We start from the raw sequence: 16,411 nt of genomic DNA on the forward strand, positions 1-16,411 counted from the left end.
CTTTTGACCTTGCCTTGAAGATCAAAAGATCGCAGCCTGCGGCAGCTCCTACAGTTCCTCCCGTTATAACTCTCTATATAGCCGATCGGTATTTATAAAATCATATAAATGTCGGTAGGTTATATATCGTTCAAGTAATTAATTAAGAGTTGCGCCAATGCGCTTCAATTACTTGAATACATATGTGCCTTATTGCTACAGCGGTGCGTTCTATTTAGTAACTGTCTACTCGCGGGGAGCTGAACGCTATTCGCCATGAGCGCCATTGAATCTTCGTTTCTGAACCTGTCCTATCCTCCGCAGCTCGATCTGGGGCCGCAACTCACGCACGAACAATTGCTCAGCTCGATGCAGTCGACCATGGCGCGCCACAAAGGCGGGCCGGTGTGGTTATTCGCGTATGGGTCGCTGATCTGGCGCCCTGAATGCACGGCGGTCGAGCGCGTTCGCGGGCGAGTGCATGGCTATCATCGCGGTTTGTACCTGTGGTCCCACGAGCATCGTGGCACGCCGGAAATGCCCGGGCTGGTCTTTGGTCTGGATCGCGGCGGCTCCTGCAGCGGTTTCGCCTATCGCTTGCCAGATGAACAGCTGGACGCTTCGTTGTATGCGCTATGGAAACGTGAGATGCCATTTCCGTCCTATCGCCCGCACTGGCTCAACTGCCGACTGGAAGACGGCAACCAGGTTCAGGCATTGGGATTTGTCCTGGAGCGGCATCTGCCCAGTTATGCCGGCAACCTGCCGGATCATGTCCTGAGCCACGTGTTCGAAAACGCTTGCGGGCGTTACGGCACTACTCGCGATTATGTCGAGCAGACCGCCCACGCCCTGCGTAGCCACGCCATGCCAGACCGCAATCTGGAGGCGCGGCTCAAGCGCTGTAAGTCAAAGGATGATCAAGCCAATGCTTCGCGGCTCTGACTGGCGACTTGCTTGTGCCATAGGGTTGGCGCCAGGAAGGCCATCGCCAGCAGGCAGGCGCCGATCAGCAAGATAAAACCGCCGTCCCAGCCGAAATGGTCCACGGTATAGCCCATCGCTGCACTGGCCGCGACCGAACCTCCCAGGTAGCCGAACAGCCCCGTGAAGCCCGCAGCCGTGCCGGCGGCTTTCTTCGGTGCCAACTCCAGTGCCTGTAGGCCGATCAACATCACCGGGCCGTAGATCAGGAAGCCAATGGAGACCAGCGCAATCATGTCGACCGTCGGGTTGCCGGCCGGGTTGAGCCAATACACCAGCGTCGCCACGGTCACCAATGCCATGAACACCATGCCTGTCAGGCCACGGTTGCCACGGAAGATCTTGTCCGACATCCAGCCGCACAGCAACGTGCCCGGAATACCGGCCCACTCATAGAAGAAATACGCCCAGGAGGTCTTGTCCACAGTGAAACCCTTGGCCTCCTTGAGGTAGGTCGGTGCCCAGTCCAGCACGCCGTAGCGCAGCAGGTAGACAAAGACGTTGGCCAGGGCGATGTACCAGAGCATCTTGTTGCGCAGCACGTACTTGACGAAGATTTCCTTGGCGCTGAATTCCTCTTCGTGGCTGGCGTCGTAGCCTTCCGGATAGTCGTTCTTGTACTTCTCGATTGGCGGCAGGCCGACCGATTGCGGGGTGTCGCGCATGGTGATGAAGGCAAACACCGCCACGGCCATGGCCACTGCCGCCGGTACATAGAACGCAGCGTGCCAGTCGTTGAACAGGCCCATGCCGATCAGGAACAGCGGGCCGATCAAGCCGCCACCCACGTTATGCGCCACGTTCCACAGCGACACCACGCCACCGCGTTCCTTCTGCGACCACCAGTGCACCATGGTCCGCCCACTCGGCGGCCAGCCCATGCCCTGCGCCCAGCCGTTGATAAACAGCAGGATGAACATGATGGTCACGCTGGACGTCGCCCAATGTGCGAAACCGAACGTGAACATCACTGCTGCCGAGACCAACAGGCCGAACGGCAGGAAGTAGCGGGGATTGGAACGGTCGGAAACGATGCCCATCAGGAACTTGGACAAACCATAGGCAATGGCAATTGCCGACAGCGCCACGCCCAATTCTCCACGGGTGTAGCCCTCTTCGATCAGGTAGGGCATGGCCAGGGAGAAGTTCTTGCGCAGCAGGTAGTAACCGGCGTAACCGATAAAGATACCGGCGAAGATCTGCCAGCGCAGGCGTCGGTAGGTGCTGTCTATTTTTTCTTCAGGCAGTGGAGCCTGATGTGCGGCAGGACGAAAGAAAGCAAACATTCAAGAGCTCCAAATTTCTTGTTTTGACTGCGGATGCGAATGTTACAGTTTCGTTACCGAAAATAGCATCGGTTCTCATCGACAAAACAGCGGAAATGTTGGAAATCGAGCGTTCCTTTATGAACATGTCGCCCAGACGTAAATGAAGGGCGGTGTAGGAAGTGTTACCGTTTCGACGTAGATGTGCCTGATCTGAACGCAGTAGGGCAGCTTTTTGGGAAAGGTCCTGCGCTTTTACCGGAAGCCATGACCTTCAGCCCAAAGCCTTCGATCTTTACCCTTTGTCTGGCAGCCAGGTTTGGCGATGCAGGGTAAGAAGGGGGGATGCGTTATGCGGTGGGTTATGTGTTTGGTGCTGTTGGTTTTGTCTGTTGAAAGTAGGGGAGGTGACGTGTTCCTGATACCGGAGCACAACCCCAAGCCGATTTATCCGCCGGCGCTGCAACGGGCCGGAATCATCGGTGATGTCAGGGTCAGGTTTACGGTCCATGCCGATGGCTCGGTTAGCAAGGTAAGTATTTTGCAAAGCGATCATCATGATTTGGCCGAGGCATGCAGGGTGGCGATAGGGCAGTGGCGGTTCAAGCCATGGACGGTTGAGGATGGGAAGCCTGCGGAACAGGAAGTGATTGCGCCGATGGTCTTTGGATTCAATTCAGCGTTACCCCTTCATCTCAATGAATGGCTTAAGAAACTGAAATGTCGCGATCTAAATGCAGTCACGGCCAACACGCCGGAACACGCCTGGGCTGATACCACTGCGTTCCACTACACCCGTGCATATTTATCGAATGCCTTTTCTGCGACGACATTACCCAATGAGCGGCGCCTGGCGCTGATAGCCAGGATGAACAGGAAAGTACCGATCATTGTCAGGGAGTGCCTTAACAACCCGGTGTCCAGGTATGTGAGGTTTTTGCCGGAGGATATTCGCAAGTTGCTTTAGTTTGGGGCGGCCTGGACACCATTGACGGGAGTCCAGACCGTGTGGCGGGCTCAGCGAACCTGCACAACCACCTTGCCAACGGCCTTGCGCTGGCCCAGGTCATTGATGGCCTGCGCGGCATTGCTTAGCGGGTACACCTGCGACACCAGCGGCTTCAACTTGCCTTCGGCAAACCAGCCAAACAACTGCTGGAAGTTGGCGGCGTTATCCTGCGGCTGACGCTGGGCGAACGAGCCCCAGAACACGCCGAGCACTGCTGCACCCTTTAGCAGTGCGAGGTTCACTGGCAGTTCGGGAATGCGTCCACTGGCAAAACCGACCACCAGCAAGCGGCCGTTCCAGGCGATGGTACGGATGGCTTGGTCGAACAGGTCGCCGCCCACCGGGTCGTAGATCACGTCGGCGCCCTGGCCATCGGTCAGGCGCTTGATTTCGTCCTTGAGGCTGGTTTCGCTGTAGTTGATCAGCTCGTCGGCACCCGCGGCCTTGGCCACGGCAAGTTTTTCCGCGCTGCTGGCCGCGGCGATCACCCGGGCGCCCATGGCCTTGCCGATTTCCACAGCCGCCAGGCCGACACCGCCGGAGGCGCCCAGTACCAGCAGGGTTTCGCCAGGTTGCAGGTTGGCGCGCTGCTTGAGGGCGTGCATCGAAGTGCCATAGGTCATGCTGAAGGCGGCGGCGGTGTTGAAGTCCATGGAAGGCGGGATCGGCAACACGTTGTAACCCGGCACCGCGACCTGTTCGGCGAAGCTGCCCCAGCCGGTAAGGGCCATGACCCGGTCACCGACTTTCAGGTGGCTGACTTTTTCGCCCACGGCGCTGACTACGCCAGCGGCTTCACCGCCGGGGGAAAAAGGGAAGGGCGGCTTGAATTGGTACTTGCCCTCGATGATCAGCGTGTCGGGAAAGTTCACCCCGGCGGCGTGCACCTCCAGCAGGATTTCGTTCTTCTTCGCGACAGGACTGGCGACGTCTTCCAGCACCAGCGATTCGGCAGGGCCGAAGGCTTTGCACAGCACGGCTTTCATCAGGGCTATTCCTTTGGGAGTGATGGCCGATAAGTGTAGGTGTGTGAGTCGACGGGTCAACGAGCATGCCCGGCCCTGATAACCAGCCATAAGCTTGTGCTGGCGTGGCGGGTGGTTATGCTAGGCCGCAAACCGGATAAGGAGCGAATTGTGAAAGCGTGGATCATGTTGTTGCTGGGCCTTTCCTTGCCTATGGCAGCGGTGGCCGAAGAGGCCAAGGAAGAGGTGGCGCCGAAGGTCAATTACGTCACCTTGAGCCCGCCGTTCGTGGGCAACTACGGGCTCGATGGCACGCCGAAGCTCAAGGTCTACAAGGCCGATGTGGCATTGCGTGTGACGGGTGACGAGGCCACCAAAGCGGTGAAGGCCAACGAACCGTTGATTCGTAATCAACTGGTGGCGCTGTTTGCCCAGCAGTCCGCCGAGACGATGAACAATGTAGAGGCTAAGGAAAAGCTGCGTCAGGAAGCCCTGAAGCAAACCCAGCAGATCATGAATGATGAAACCGGCAAACCGGTGGTTGAGGACCTGTTGTTCAACAACCTCATTATCCAATAAGACTTGCGTTGTCCGGGCAGGCCTTTTCGCGAGCAGGCTCGCTCCCACATTGGAATGCGTTCTCCCGTGGGAGCGAGCCTGCTCGCGAAAGCATTCTGATTACCGCCGCACGTCTTACGGCTTAAGTGCTATCACCGCCGCCCACTGCTCCGTCGTCACCGGCATCACCGACAGCCTCGAACCCTTCTGCACCAAAGGCATCTGCGCCAACGCTGCCTGTTGCTTCAGATAGTCGAGCTTCAACACCCTGGAAAACGTTTCCACATGAGCGACATCGATGGCACTCCAGGCGTTTTTATCCGGTGTTGCCTTAGGGTCGTAGTAATGGCTCTCAGGCTCCAGCGCCGTCGGGTCCGGATACGCCGCTTCGACAATCTTGCCAATCCCGGCAATCCCCGGTTCCGGGCAGCTCGAATGGTAGAAAAAGAACTCGTCCCCCACCGCCATTGCGCGTAAAAAATTACGCGCCTGATAGTTGCGAACCCCGTCCCAGCGCGCTTTGCCAAGCTGCTCCAGGCCTTTGATCGAGAGTTCGTCGGGCTCGGATTTCATCAGCCAATAGGCCATGGTTTGGCTCCTTGCGAAGTGGGTGGAAAGGTTGTCGGGCAATTTTATGACAAACCGACAGTCGGTTGACGCCAGCATTTGCGTGCCGGTTCACGTTGTCGCAAAATGCCGGCCTTTCAAGCTTGACGCTGCTGCACGGCCTACAAACGGAAACCGCTGCTGTCATCGTGTTGATATGCCTTTGGGGGGCAATCGATGAAACGCAAACCGGATTTACTTTGGATTTTGGTTATTTTGTTCGGCCTTGGCGTCGTGACCACCGGCTATGCCCAAAGCCTGTGGAACAACAAGACCGATGCACCCATCGAGGTCTCGGCGCTGCAGCAACAATCGACAGCGTTCAAGCGCTGATCCTTGCTTTTTGACGCCTGAGCGCGGTGGCGTCTAGCCTGCGTAATACCAGGCCTTGTCCGTCACCGTTCCTTGCAACGGCACATCCCAGCTCGCTTGAGCCAGCCGCTCGACCTTCTGGCATTCATGGGCCAGCCCCAGCAACGTCGGTTTGCGCCAGTAATTGCGACGCGCCAGGTAGGCGAGGCTTCGATCATAGAAGCCGCCGCCCATGCCCAGGCGTCCGCCCACATCGTCAAACCCCACCAATGGCAGCAGCACCAGGTCCAGCGCCCAGACTTTGCGTTGTCGTGCGAGGTTGTGCCTGGGTTCGAGGATACGAAAGCGATTAGGCTTGAGCTTTTCGCCGGGGCGAATGCGCTGGAACACCATTTTGGTTCGCGGCCAGGCACTGAGCACCGGCAGATAGGTAGCCTTGCCCCGACGTTGAGCCGCACGCAGCAACAGGCGCGGATCGATTTCACCGTCGGTGGGCAGGTAAAGAGAGATGTGTTTGGCGCGGCGGAACAGCGGTTGCTGGGCCAACTGCTTGTACAGCCCGCGAGCCGCCTGGCGCTGCTGACTGGGGGTCAGTGCGCGGCGGGCCTTGCGCAGCATGCGTCGAAGTTGCGGTCGAGGGAGCAGCGCAGGTTCGGTCATGGATTTTGGCTTCGGCAATACGGTTACCTAAAGCGCCTCTGTAAAAAAGCAGAGCAGTAAAAACGCCGATGCCGGTATTAAACCGGCATCGGACTGGAATCAGGCTCCCCGGATGTGCCGCTGTCGACTTAGCCCTTGAACCCGAAAGTTCAAGGTGGAAGACGCAGTAGGCTTTAAGGCTTTCCGTCTAGCGGACATGCACACCAGCCCAACGTGCGACCTCCAGGGTATAGCAAATCGGCTCAGGGACATCGCCAACTGGCAAGCACCCCAGGGAGTGATCAGAGTATACCGCAAGCGGTGACGCGAATCAGCCCTTGGTGACATCCGGATCAGTGGCGAGCACCAGATCGACGCGATCGAGCAGGTCGCGCACCTGTTCGCGGGTTGAACCGCTGGCCTGGATATCCGGTCGCTCTTCCTTGTGCAGCAAATCGTGCGTGATGTTCAGCGCGGCCATCACGGCGATGCGGTCGGCGCCGATGACTTTGCCGCTGCTGCGAATTTCGCGCATCTTGCCATCCAGGTAGCGAGCGGCGCTCACCAGGTTGCTGCGCTCTTCCTGGGGGCAGATGATCGAATATTCTTTGTCGAGGATCTGCACAGTGACGCTATTGCTTGAACTCATGAGTCTTGCTCCAGGGCCTTGAGGCGCGAAATCATCGATTCGACCTTACGCCGGGCGATTTCGTTTTTTTCAATGAGGTGCGCGCGTTCCTCGCGCCAGGTCTTTTCCTGAGCTAGTAAGAGTCCGTTTTGGCTCTTAAGTTGCTCGACTCGGGTAATCAGCAGTTCGAGTCTGGCCATCAGCGCTTGCAGGTCGGTGTCTTCCATTGTGTCCACTGTTCGTCTGATGGGTGGTAACTGTAGAAGCGAGCATGCTCGCGATGGTCTTCAACGATAACGCTGGGTACCTGATAACCCACGGCGCTCTCAGGTTCATCGCGAGCGTGCTCGCTCCTACAGGGGTAGTCGATGTAGGATACAAGGCCTTCATTCTAGACATAGCGCCGTCTGGCGCCTAGCTGCCCATGACCATTCAGAATTCCCCGTACCAAGGCTTCGCCACCCTGCTGACCTCCAGCGGTCATAACGTCTCGCCTGCCGAACTGCACGGCCTGCTGCTCGGCCGCAGCTGCGCCGGCGCCGGCTTCGACGCCGAAGGCTGGCTGATCGACGCCGCCGAGCTGCTCGAAAGCGAGCCGCAGGACAACGTTCGCAACGCCCTGATCGGCCTGCAAGAGATGGTCAAGGGTGAGCTCACCGGCGACGACGTAACCGTCGTCCTGTTGCTGCCGACCGACGACGCTCCGCTGGCCGAACGCGCCGTGGCTCTGGGCCAATGGTGCCAAGGCTTCCTCAGTGGTTTCGGCTTGAATTGCCGCGACAGTAGCATGCTGAGCACTGAGGCCACTGAAGTGTTGCAGGATCTTGCAGCCATTTCCCAGGTTCAAGACGCGCTGGAAGAGTCCGAAGACGGCGAAACCGACTATATGGAAGTCATGGAGTACCTGCGCGTCGCGCCGCTGCTGCTGTTCTCGGAAACCAAGAAAGACGCAGCGGCTGCGGCCAAGCCGTCGCTGCACTGATCAATGCCAGGGAACGCCATCTGCCCATGATTCATATCCCGAAATCGGAATACAGCCGTCGCCGCAAGGCCCTGATGGCGCAGATGGAACCCAACAGCATCGCCATCCTGCCCGCCGCCGCGGTCGCCATCCGCAACCGCGACGTCGAGCACGTCTATCGCCAGGACAGCGACTTCCAGTACCTCAGCGGTTTTCCCGAGCCTCAGGCCGTGTTGGTCCTGATGCCGGGTCGCCTGCATGGTGAATACATCCTGTTCTGCCGTGAACGCAACGCCGAGCGCGAGTTGTGGGACGGCCTGCGCGCCGGGCAAGAGGGCGCGATTCGCGACTTCGGTGCCGACGACGCCTTCCCGATCACCGATATCGACGACATCCTGCCCGGCCTTATCGAAGGCCGTGATAGCGTCTACTCGGCAATGGGCAGTAACCCGGAATTCGACCGGCACCTGATGGAATGGATCAACGTGATCCGCTCCAAGGCCAACCTCGGCGCCCAGCCGCCGAACGAATACGTTGCCCTGGATCATCTGCTGCATGACATGCGCCTGTATAAATCGGCGGCAGAAGTGAAGGTGATGCGCGAAGCCGCACGGATTTCCGCCCAGGCGCATGTGCGTGCGATGCAGGCCAGCCGTGTCGGGTTGCACGAGTTCAGCCTGGAAGCCGAACTCGATTACGAGTTTCGCAAGGGCGGGGCAAAGATGCCGGCCTACGGCTCGATCGTCGCGGCGGGGCGCAACAGCTGCATCCTGCATTACCAGCAGAATGACGCGCTGCTCAAGGACGGTGACCTTGTGCTGATTGATGCCGGTTGCGAGATCGACTGCTACGCCAGCGACATCACGCGTACCTGGCCGGTCAACGGCAAATTCAGCGCAGAACAGAAGGCAATCTACGAATTGGTGTTGGCCGCCCAGGAAGCCGCGTTTGCCGAGATTGCCCCGAACAAGCACTGGAACCAGGCCCACGAAGCCACGGTGCGGGTAATTACCTCGGGCCTGGTCGAGCTGGGACTGTTGCAGGGTGACGTCGACGAACTGATCGCCAGCGAAGCCTACAAGGCGTTCTACATGCACCGCGCCGGCCATTGGCTGGGCATGGATGTGCATGACGTCGGCGAGTACAAGGTCGGTGGCGAATGGCGCGTGCTGGAAGTGGGCATGGCGCTGACCGTGGAGCCGGGGATCTACATTGCTCCGGACAACCAGAGCGTGGCGAAGAAATGGCGCGGCATTGGCGTGCGCATCGAGGACGATGTCGTGGTCACCAAGGCCGGCTGTGAAATCCTGACGAAAGGCGTACCGAAAACCGTCGCCGAGATCGAGGCCCTGATGGCGCAAGCACGGACACAAGCGGCATGAATCGAGTCAACCTGGCGATTATCGGTGGCGGCCTGGTTGGCGCCAGTCTGGCGTTAGCCTTGCAGGCCGGGGCAAAGGCCCGCGGCTGGAAGATCGTGTTGATCGAACCGTTTGCCCCCGGGGACAGCTATCAACCCAGTTACGATGCGCGTTCCACGGCGTTGTCCTTCGGTGCGCGGCAGATTTATCAGCGCCTGGGCGTCTGGCAGGAAATCTCCCGGCGTGCAGAGCCGATCAAGCAGATTCACGTCTCTGACCGTGGGCGTTTTTCCACGGCGCGACTGTCGGCGATGGAAGAGGGCGTTCCGGCGCTGGGGTATGTGGTGGAAAACGCCTGGCTCGGCCATTGCCTGTGGCAGGGCCTGGACAAGGATGTGATCAGCTGGCGTTGCCCGGCGGAAGTTACGCGCATGGAACCGCTGACCGACGGCTACCGCCTGACCCTGAATGACGAAACCACGCTCGATTGCGACCTTGCGGTGCTCGCCGATGGCGGCCGGTCAGGCTTGCGTGAGCAACTGGGCATCGGCATCAAGAAACGCCCATACAACCAGAGCGCGCTGATCGCCAACATCACCCCGAGCGAAGCCCATGACGGCATGGCGTTCGAACGTTTCACCGATGACGGCCCAATGGCGTTCCTGCCGTTGCCGGACAATCGTTGCGCGCTGGTCTGGACCCGCCAGGGCATGGATGCACAGCGCCTGGCCGCCCTTGATGAGCGCAGTTTCCTGAGAGAGCTGCAGGGGGTGTTCGGTTATCGTCTCGGCACGTTGAAGCAAGTCGGTGCGCGGCACTTGTATCCGCTGGCATTGGTGGAGGCCGAAGAGCAGGTGCGCTCGCACCTGGTGGTTCTCGGCAATGCTGCCCACAGCCTGCATCCGATTGCCGGCCAGGGGTTCAACCTGTCCCTGCGCGATGCCCAGGCGCTGGCCGATGCGCTGCTCGCCAGCGAACGCCTGCCGGGCGACTTCGCCACCTTGAAGGATTACCGCGAGCACCAGCGACTGGACCAGAGCCTCACCGTGGGCTTCTCCGACCAGGTCACGCGCCTGTTCGGCAGTACTCAGCCGTTGGTGTCATTGGGGCGCAATCTGGGCTTGCTCGGTCTTGACCTGCTGCCGCCGGCCAAGCGCTGGTTCGCCCGGCAAGCCATGGGCCTGGGTACTCGCCCTGATGTTTAAGTGGCTGACGCGCAGGTTTGGCAAGGCCCGCTTGATGTGCCGGTTCATGAACCTCTATCCGCCGTACCTTGGTGCCGGGGTTCGGGTGCGGTACATCAGCGATGACTTTCGTGATGTCCAGGTGTCCATGGGCTTGAGTTGGTACAACCGCAACTACGTCGGCACGCAGTTCGGCGGCAGCCTGTATTCAATGGTCGATCCGTTCTTCATGCTGATGCTGATGGAAAACCTCGGTCGCGAGTACATCATCTGGGACAAGGCCGCCGACATCGATTTCATTGCGCCGGGCAAAGGCCCGGTATTCGCCCGTTTCAACATCGATGACACCTTGCTCGACGAAATCCGCCGGCAGACGGCGGAGGGCAAGAAGTACCTGCCGCAATTGCAGGTCGATATCCATGACGGCGCCGGCCACCTGGTGGCGCGTGTCGGAAAAACCCTTTACGTGCGGCTCAAGCCGCAAGCGAGACAGGCTTAAAGCATGGAAATGCGCGCAGATCTGCTGATTGTCGGGGCCGGAATGGTCGGCAGCGCCCTGGCGCTGGCGTTGCAGGACAGCGGGCTGGAAGTCCTGCTGCTCGATGGCAGCCCGTTGAGCGTCAAACCCTATGACCCGCAGGCGCCGTTCGAGCCGCGCGTGAGTGCATTGTCCATTGCCAGTCAGCGAATTCTCGAACGCCTGGGTGTCTGGGAAGGTATTGCCAGCCGGCGCAGCAGTCCCTACAGCGACATGCACGTCTGGGATGGCAGCGGCACCGGGCAAATCCACTTTTCGGCGGCCAGCGTGCATGCCGATGCGCTGGGCCATATCGTCGAGAATCGTGTGGTCCAGGACGCCTTGCTCGAGCGCTTGCACGACTGTGACCTGGGCATGCTGGCCAACGCGCGCCTGGAACAAATGCGCCGCTCCGGCGACGACTGGCTGCTGACCCTGGCCGATGGCCGTACCTTGCGCGCGCCGCTGGTGATCGCGGCGGATGGCGCCAACTCGGCGGTGCGGCGTTTGACCGGTGTCGCCACGCGCGAATGGGACTACCTGCATCACGCCATCGTTACCAGCGTGCGCTGCTCAAAACCTCATCAAGCGACCGCCTGGCAGCGGTTTACCGACAATGGCCCGCTGGCGTTCCTGCCGCTTGAGCGCGACGGCCAGCAGGACTGGTGCTCGATCGTCTGGTCGACCACGCCGAGCGAAGCCGGGCACTTGATGGAACTCGATGACGAGGGTTTCTGTCGTGCGCTGGAGCGGGCCTTCGAAGGTCGACTTGGCACGGTACTGAGTGCGGACCCACGCCTGTGCGTGCCGCTGCGTCAGCGCCATGCCAAGCGGTACGTGGCAGAGGGCCTGGCCTTGATCGGCGATGCCGCGCACACCATTCACCCGCTGGCCGGGCAGGGCGTGAACCTCGGTTTCCTGGATGCTGCCGTGCTGGCCGAAGTGCTATTGCAAGCGGCAACCCGTGGCGAGCGACTGGCGGACGTGAAGGTGCTGAGCCGCTACGAACGTCGGCGGATGCCGCATAACCTGGCGTTGATGGCGGCAATGGAAGGTTTTGAACGGCTGTTCCAGGCTGACCCGTTGCCCGTGCGCCTGTTGCGTAATGTCGGGTTGAATTGGGTTGACCGGATGCCCGAGGCCAAGGCGCTGTTCGTGCGTGAGGCGTTGGGGTTGATCGGGGATTTGCCGGCGCTGGCCAAGGCCTGATGTCCTTGGTGTGGCTGATGGCCTCTTCGCGAGCAAGCCCGCTCCCACATGGGAATGCATTTCAAATGTGGGAGCGGGCTTGCTCGCGAAGGCGTCAGCACATTCACTATCAATTCCCGCTGTGCAACATCTGGTAACTCCTCCGGAAACTGTTCGATTGAGAAGCGAAATGTGAGTCCTTATCATTTGGCCTCACTTTTTCAATCGAGAGACTGCTCCCATGTTGGCACCGAAGCGTCTACTGACCGCACTGGCCCTGACCCTGATCGGCAGCACCGCCGCCCAGGCCGCTGACGAGGTGGTGGTCTATTCCTCGCGCATCGATGAACTGATCAAGCCAGTGTTCGATGCCTACACCGCGAAAACCGGCACCCAGGTGAAGTTCATCACCGACAAGGAAGCGCCGCTGATGCAGCGAATCAAGGCCGAGGGTGAGAACACTCCCGCCGACCTGCTGCTGACCGTCGATGCCGGCAACCTCTGGCAAGCCGAGCAGATGGGCATCCTCCAGCCCTTCACCTCGAAAACCATCGACGCCAACATTCCGCTGCAATACCGTGCGGCCTCCCATGCCTGGACCGGCCTGAGCCTGCGGGCGCGGACCATCGCCTATTCCACCGACCGGGTGAAACCGGGCGAACTGACCACCTACGAAGCACTGGCCGACAAGAACTGGGAAGGCCGCCTGTGCCTGCGCACGGCGAAAAAGGTCTACAACCAGTCCTTGACCGCCACCATGATCGAAGTGCACGGCGCCGAGAAAACCGAGCAGATCCTCAAGGGCTGGGTTAACAACCTGTCCACTGACGTGTTCTCCGACGACGTGGCAGTGCTTGAGGCCATCAATGCTGGCCAGTGCGACGTGGGCATCGTCAACACCTACTACTACGGTCGCCTGCACAAGCAAAAACCGGATCTGCCGGTGAAACTGTTCTGGCCGAACCAGGCGGATCGCGGGGTGCACGTCAACCTGTCGGGCATCGGCCTGATCAAGCACGCGCCGCACCCGGAAGCGGCCAAGGCCTTGGTGGAGTGGATGACCACGCCACAGGCGCAGAAGATCTTCGCCGACGTGAACCAGGAGTTCCCGGCCAACCCGACCGTACAGCCATCGGCCGAAGTCGCTGCATGGGGCAAGTTCATTGCCGATACCTTGCCGGTGGAAGTCGCCGGCAAACGCCAGGCCGAAGCGATTCGGATGATGGATCGCGCTGGCTGGAACTGAGTCGGCGGCAATAAAGAGCAAAAGATCGCAGCCTTCGGCAGCTCCTACAGGGTGATCACCGACCCAATGTAGGAGCTGCCGGAGGCTGCGATCTTTTTGCGTTTTCCCTACACTTCAAGATTTTGCGAGAGCTATACCTTGGCCCACCCCGCCCAACGCCGCTGGTATCCCCTGGTCTTCGCCATCGCTGCGCTGGTCCTGCTTCCCCTGAGTGTCCTGCTGCTGTCGTGGCAAGCCATCGACCAGCAGATCTGGGCCCACCTCTGGGAAACCCAGATGCCGCGCCTGCTGGCCAACACCCTGACCCTGGTACTCGGTGTCGGCGTTGGCGTCACGGTCCTGGGGGTGAGCCTGGCCTGGCTTACCAGCCTTTGCGAATTCCCCGGTCGGCGTTGGCTGGACTGGGCACTGATGCTGCCCTTTGCGATTCCGGCCTACGTGTTGGCATTCGTCTTTGTCGGGCTGCTGGATTTTGCCGGTCCCGTGCAAACCCTGTTGCGAGAGTGGTTCGGCAGCGGCCTGCGTTTGCCGCGTGTGCGCTCCACGGGCGGGGTGATCCTGGTCCTGGTGCTGGTCTTCTATCCTTACGTTTACCTGCTGGCGCGCACCGCGTTCCTGGCTCAGGGCAAGGGGCTGATGGAAGCGGCACGGGTGCTCGGTCAATCCCCATGGCAGGCGTTCTGGCGCGTGGCGATGCCCATGGCGCGCCCGGCCATCGGTGCTGGCGTAGCCTTGGCGCTGATGGAAACCCTGGCGGATTTCGGCGCCGTGTCAGTGTTCAACTTCGACACCTTCACCACCGCCATCTACAAGACCTGGTACGGGTTTTTCAGCCTGTCCAGCGCCGCGCAACTGGCCAGCCTGTTGCTGCTGGTGGTGATGCTCGTGCTCTACGGCGAGCGGCGTGCCCGCGGCGCCAATCGGGCGAGTAATGAGCGGCCACGGGTCAAGGCGTTGTATCACCTGCGCGGTCTCAAGGCGCTGTTGGCGTCGGGGTGGTGCGCTCTGGTGTTCGCCTGCGCCTTTGTCATTCCGATGCTGCAACTGGTGGTGTGGTTCTGGCAGCGCGGTCGCCTGGATCTGGATGAACGTTACACCGGCCTGATCATTCACACGTTGTACCTGGGGGCGATGGCGGCGTTGATCACCGTCAGTGTCGCCCTGGTATTGGCGTTTGCCCGGCGGCTGGCGCCGACCCGGGCGATTCGCGCCGGGGTCAGCCTGGCCAATCTTGGCTACGCCTTGCCCGGATCGGTGCTGGCGGTGTCGATCATGCTGGCGTTCAGTTACCTCGATCGCGTGTGGGTGATCCCGCTCTCCGGCTGGCTCGGCGGGGCTGGCAAGCCGTTGTTGCTGGGTAGTCTGTTGGCGCTGCTGCTGGCTTACCTGGTGCGCTTCATCGCCGTGGCTTACGGTCCGCTGGAAAGCAGTCTGGCGCGAATACGGCCATCTTTGCCCGAAGCGGCACGTAGCCTGGGCGTCAGTGGTCCGCGACTGTTTTTCAAAGTGTATCTACCTTTGCTGCTCCCCGGTTCGATGAGCGCGGCCTTGCTGGTGTTCGTCGATGTGCTCAAGGAAATGCCCGCGACCCTTCTGATGCGCCCGTTCGGCTGGGACACGCTGGCGGTGCGGATCTTCGAAATGACCAGTGAAGGTGAGTGGGCGAGGGCGTCTTTGCCGGCCTTGACCCTGGTTTTGGTCGGGCTGCTACCGGTCATCGGATTGATACGACGTTCGGCGCATCGAAACAGCTAGGTGCCAGTCCTACACCTTGCGGCTACAATGCGCGGCATTCGGTGCGGTCCGTCTGACAGATAAGGTAGTGAAAGCGGCTGGAAGCCTTTTATTTCAAGGTTCCCGCACAAATTATCACTCGACCGCACCTTCGCCACGCCCGGAAGGAGAAACCCATGGGACAGCGTACGCCTCTGTATGACCTTCATCTTGCCCTCGGCGCGAAGATGGTCGATTTTGGCGGTTGGGATATGCCTCTGCATTATGGATCCCAGGTCGAGGAGCACCATCAAGTGCGCCGCGATTGCGGTGTTTTTGATGTATCCCACATGACCGTGATCGATGTCGACGGCCCGCAGGCCAAGGCTTGGCTCCAGCATTTGCTGGCCAACGACGTCGAACGCCTGCATAAACCCGGTACCGCGTTGTACAGCACCATGCTCAATGAGCGCGGCGGTATCGTCGACGACATGATCGTCTATCGTCTCGAAAGTGCTTACCGCCTGGTGGTCAACGCCTCCACCCGCGACCAGGACCTGGCGTGGATGCAGGCGCATCTCGATGGTTTCGATGTACAGCTCAACGAGCGTTCCGAACTTGCAATGCTGGCCATTCAAGGCCCCCATGCCCGGCACAAGATTGCCGAGCTGGTGAGCCAGGCACGCGGCGCATTGATCCAGAAACTCAAGCCGTTCGAAGGCCAGCCCGACGGTGACTGGTTCATCGCACGCACCGGCTACACCGGTGAAGACGGCCTGGAAATCATTCTGCCTGCCGACCAGGCGCCGGGGTTCTTCAACGATCTGGTGGGGGCGGGCATTTCGCCCATAGGCCTGGGCGCGCGCGACACCCTGCGGGTCGAGGCGGGCATGAACCTGTACGGTCAGGACATTCACCAGGACGTTTCCCCGCTGGCCTCCAATATGGCCTGGAGCATCGCGTGGGAGCCGTCCACTCGCCAGTTCATCGGCCGCCAGGCGCTGGAAGCCGAGCGCAGCGGCGGCGTACAACACAAACTGGTCGGTCTGGTCCTTGAGGAACGCGGGGTTTTGCGCGCTCATCAGGTGGTTCGCATCGCCAATGTTGGCGAAGGGGAGATCACCAGTGGTAGTTTCTCTCCTACGCTAAGCAAGTCCATTGCACTGGCGCGGGTGCCGATGGCCACCGCCGACCGCGCGGAAGTGGAAATCCGTGGCAAGTGGTACCCGGTCCGAGTGGTCAAGCCGACCTTCGTGCGCCATGGCAAAACCTTGATCTAACCTTTCCCGGCGGATG

At 60.3% G+C, this 16,411-nt stretch carries 18 protein-coding genes and 1 other RNA gene; 12 read left to right on the forward strand and 7 right to left on the reverse strand.

Annotated elements, in window-relative coordinates:
• Positions 1-255 precede the first annotated feature (255 nt).
• A complete protein-coding gene (locus tag QLG10_RS26985) occupies positions 256-924 on the forward strand; it encodes a gamma-glutamylcyclotransferase (protein ID WP_282488316.1) in 669 nt (222 codons plus the stop codon).
• Here QLG10_RS26985 and glpT read toward each other — a convergent pair.
• Positions 900-2,249 carry a glycerol-3-phosphate transporter gene (glpT, locus tag QLG10_RS26990; RefSeq protein WP_110748025.1) on the reverse strand — a complete coding sequence of 450 codons (1,350 nt, stop codon included), beginning with the start codon at positions 2,247-2,249 and terminating at the stop codon, positions 900-902. The genes QLG10_RS26985 and glpT overlap by 25 nt on opposite strands.
• 331 nt (positions 2,250-2,580) lie before the next feature.
• Here glpT and QLG10_RS26995 point away from each other — a divergent pair, with 331 nt between their 5' ends.
• Positions 2,581-3,195 (forward strand): energy transducer TonB, encoded by a 615-nt coding sequence (locus tag QLG10_RS26995; RefSeq protein WP_168759104.1) that lies wholly within the window; start codon positions 2,581-2,583, stop codon positions 3,193-3,195.
• Positions 3,196-3,245: 50 nt separating this feature from the next.
• Here the strand turns inward: QLG10_RS26995 and QLG10_RS27000 are convergent, their stop codons facing one another.
• Positions 3,246-4,223 (reverse strand): NADPH:quinone oxidoreductase family protein, encoded by a 978-nt coding sequence (locus QLG10_RS27000; RefSeq protein ID WP_282488318.1) that lies wholly within the window; start codon positions 4,221-4,223, stop codon positions 3,246-3,248.
• Between the two features lie 150 nt (positions 4,224-4,373).
• On the opposite strand from QLG10_RS27000, the gene QLG10_RS27005 reads away from it, so the two are divergent.
• Positions 4,374-4,781 carry a flagellar basal body-associated protein FliL gene (locus QLG10_RS27005; RefSeq protein ID WP_110748016.1) on the forward strand — a complete coding sequence of 136 codons (408 nt, stop codon included), beginning with the start codon at positions 4,374-4,376 and terminating at the stop codon, positions 4,779-4,781.
• 114 nt (positions 4,782-4,895) lie between these two features.
• Here QLG10_RS27005 and QLG10_RS27010 read toward each other — a convergent pair whose 3' ends face one another.
• Positions 4,896-5,348, reverse strand: a complete 453-nt coding sequence (locus QLG10_RS27010; RefSeq protein WP_282488319.1) for an EVE domain-containing protein — start codon at positions 5,346-5,348, stop codon at positions 4,896-4,898.
• A gap of 195 nt (positions 5,349-5,543) precedes the next feature.
• Between QLG10_RS27010 and QLG10_RS27015 the strand changes: the two genes are divergently transcribed.
• Positions 5,544-5,699: a hypothetical protein gene (locus tag QLG10_RS27015; RefSeq protein ID WP_020797268.1), complete on the forward strand. Its 156-nt coding sequence runs from the start codon at positions 5,544-5,546 to the stop codon at positions 5,697-5,699.
• A gap of 33 nt (positions 5,700-5,732) precedes the next feature.
• Here the strand turns inward: QLG10_RS27015 and QLG10_RS27020 are convergent, their stop codons facing one another.
• The 4 genes from QLG10_RS27020 to QLG10_RS27035 all read right to left on the reverse strand — a co-directional run bounded on the left by QLG10_RS27020 (position 5,733) and on the right by QLG10_RS27035 (position 7,172).
• Positions 5,733-6,338: a 5-formyltetrahydrofolate cyclo-ligase gene (locus QLG10_RS27020; RefSeq protein ID WP_282488320.1), complete on the reverse strand. Its 606-nt coding sequence runs from the start codon at positions 6,336-6,338 to the stop codon at positions 5,733-5,735.
• Positions 6,339-6,439: 101 nt separating this feature from the next.
• A non-coding RNA gene (gene ssrS, locus QLG10_RS27025) (6S RNA) lies at positions 6,440-6,618 on the reverse strand.
• 30 nt (positions 6,619-6,648) lie between these two features.
• On the reverse strand, positions 6,649-6,966 hold the full coding sequence (locus tag QLG10_RS27030; RefSeq protein ID WP_008055229.1) for a cell division protein ZapA: 318 nt from the start codon (positions 6,964-6,966) through the stop codon (positions 6,649-6,651).
• Complete coding sequence (locus tag QLG10_RS27035) at positions 6,963-7,172, reverse strand: TIGR02449 family protein (RefSeq protein ID WP_007982902.1); 210 nt, start codon at positions 7,170-7,172, stop codon at positions 6,963-6,965. Before QLG10_RS27035 ends, QLG10_RS27030 begins: the two co-directional genes overlap by 4 nt.
• Positions 7,173-7,369: 197 nt before the next feature.
• Here QLG10_RS27035 and QLG10_RS27040 point away from each other — a divergent pair, with 197 nt between their 5' ends.
• The 8 genes from QLG10_RS27040 (at position 7,370) to gcvT (ending at position 16,395) form a co-directional block, all read left to right on the forward strand.
• Positions 7,370-7,927, forward strand: a complete 558-nt coding sequence (locus QLG10_RS27040; protein WP_110748010.1) for a YecA family protein — start codon at positions 7,370-7,372, stop codon at positions 7,925-7,927.
• A 26-nt stretch (positions 7,928-7,953) separates the two neighbouring features.
• On the forward strand, positions 7,954-9,288 hold the full coding sequence (gene pepP, locus QLG10_RS27045) for a Xaa-Pro aminopeptidase (protein WP_282488321.1): 1,335 nt from the start codon (positions 7,954-7,956) through the stop codon (positions 9,286-9,288).
• Entirely contained in the window at positions 9,285-10,472 is a 1,188-nt protein-coding gene (gene ubiH / locus QLG10_RS27050) for a 2-octaprenyl-6-methoxyphenyl hydroxylase (RefSeq protein WP_282488322.1), read from the forward strand. The genes pepP and ubiH overlap by 4 nt, the downstream gene beginning before the upstream one ends.
• Complete coding sequence (locus tag QLG10_RS27055; RefSeq protein ID WP_110748002.1) at positions 10,465-10,950, forward strand: DUF4442 domain-containing protein; 486 nt, start codon at positions 10,465-10,467, stop codon at positions 10,948-10,950. The genes ubiH and QLG10_RS27055 overlap by 8 nt, the downstream gene beginning before the upstream one ends.
• A gap of 9 nt (positions 10,951-10,959) precedes the next feature.
• The gene (locus tag QLG10_RS27060) at positions 10,960-12,177 is read left to right on the forward strand and encodes a 2-octaprenyl-3-methyl-6-methoxy-1,4-benzoquinol hydroxylase (RefSeq protein WP_248678894.1); all 1,218 of its coding nucleotides are present in this window, start codon (positions 10,960-10,962) and stop codon (positions 12,175-12,177) included.
• A gap of 220 nt (positions 12,178-12,397) precedes the next feature.
• Complete coding sequence (locus tag QLG10_RS27065; protein ID WP_188263401.1) at positions 12,398-13,402, forward strand: extracellular solute-binding protein; 1,005 nt, start codon at positions 12,398-12,400, stop codon at positions 13,400-13,402.
• Between the two features lie 138 nt (positions 13,403-13,540).
• Positions 13,541-15,157: an iron ABC transporter permease gene (locus QLG10_RS27070; protein WP_282488323.1), complete on the forward strand. Its 1,617-nt coding sequence runs from the start codon at positions 13,541-13,543 to the stop codon at positions 15,155-15,157.
• Positions 15,158-15,312: 155 nt separating this feature from the next.
• On the forward strand, positions 15,313-16,395 hold the full coding sequence (gene gcvT / locus QLG10_RS27075) for a glycine cleavage system aminomethyltransferase GcvT (RefSeq protein ID WP_188263403.1): 1,083 nt from the start codon (positions 15,313-15,315) through the stop codon (positions 16,393-16,395).
• The last annotated feature ends 16 nt before the right edge of the window (positions 16,396-16,411 follow it).

It is taken from the genome of Pseudomonas sp. V98_8, from assembly GCF_029967975.1.
Taxonomy (GTDB): Bacteria; Pseudomonadota; Gammaproteobacteria; order Pseudomonadales; family Pseudomonadaceae; genus Aquipseudomonas; species Aquipseudomonas umsongensis.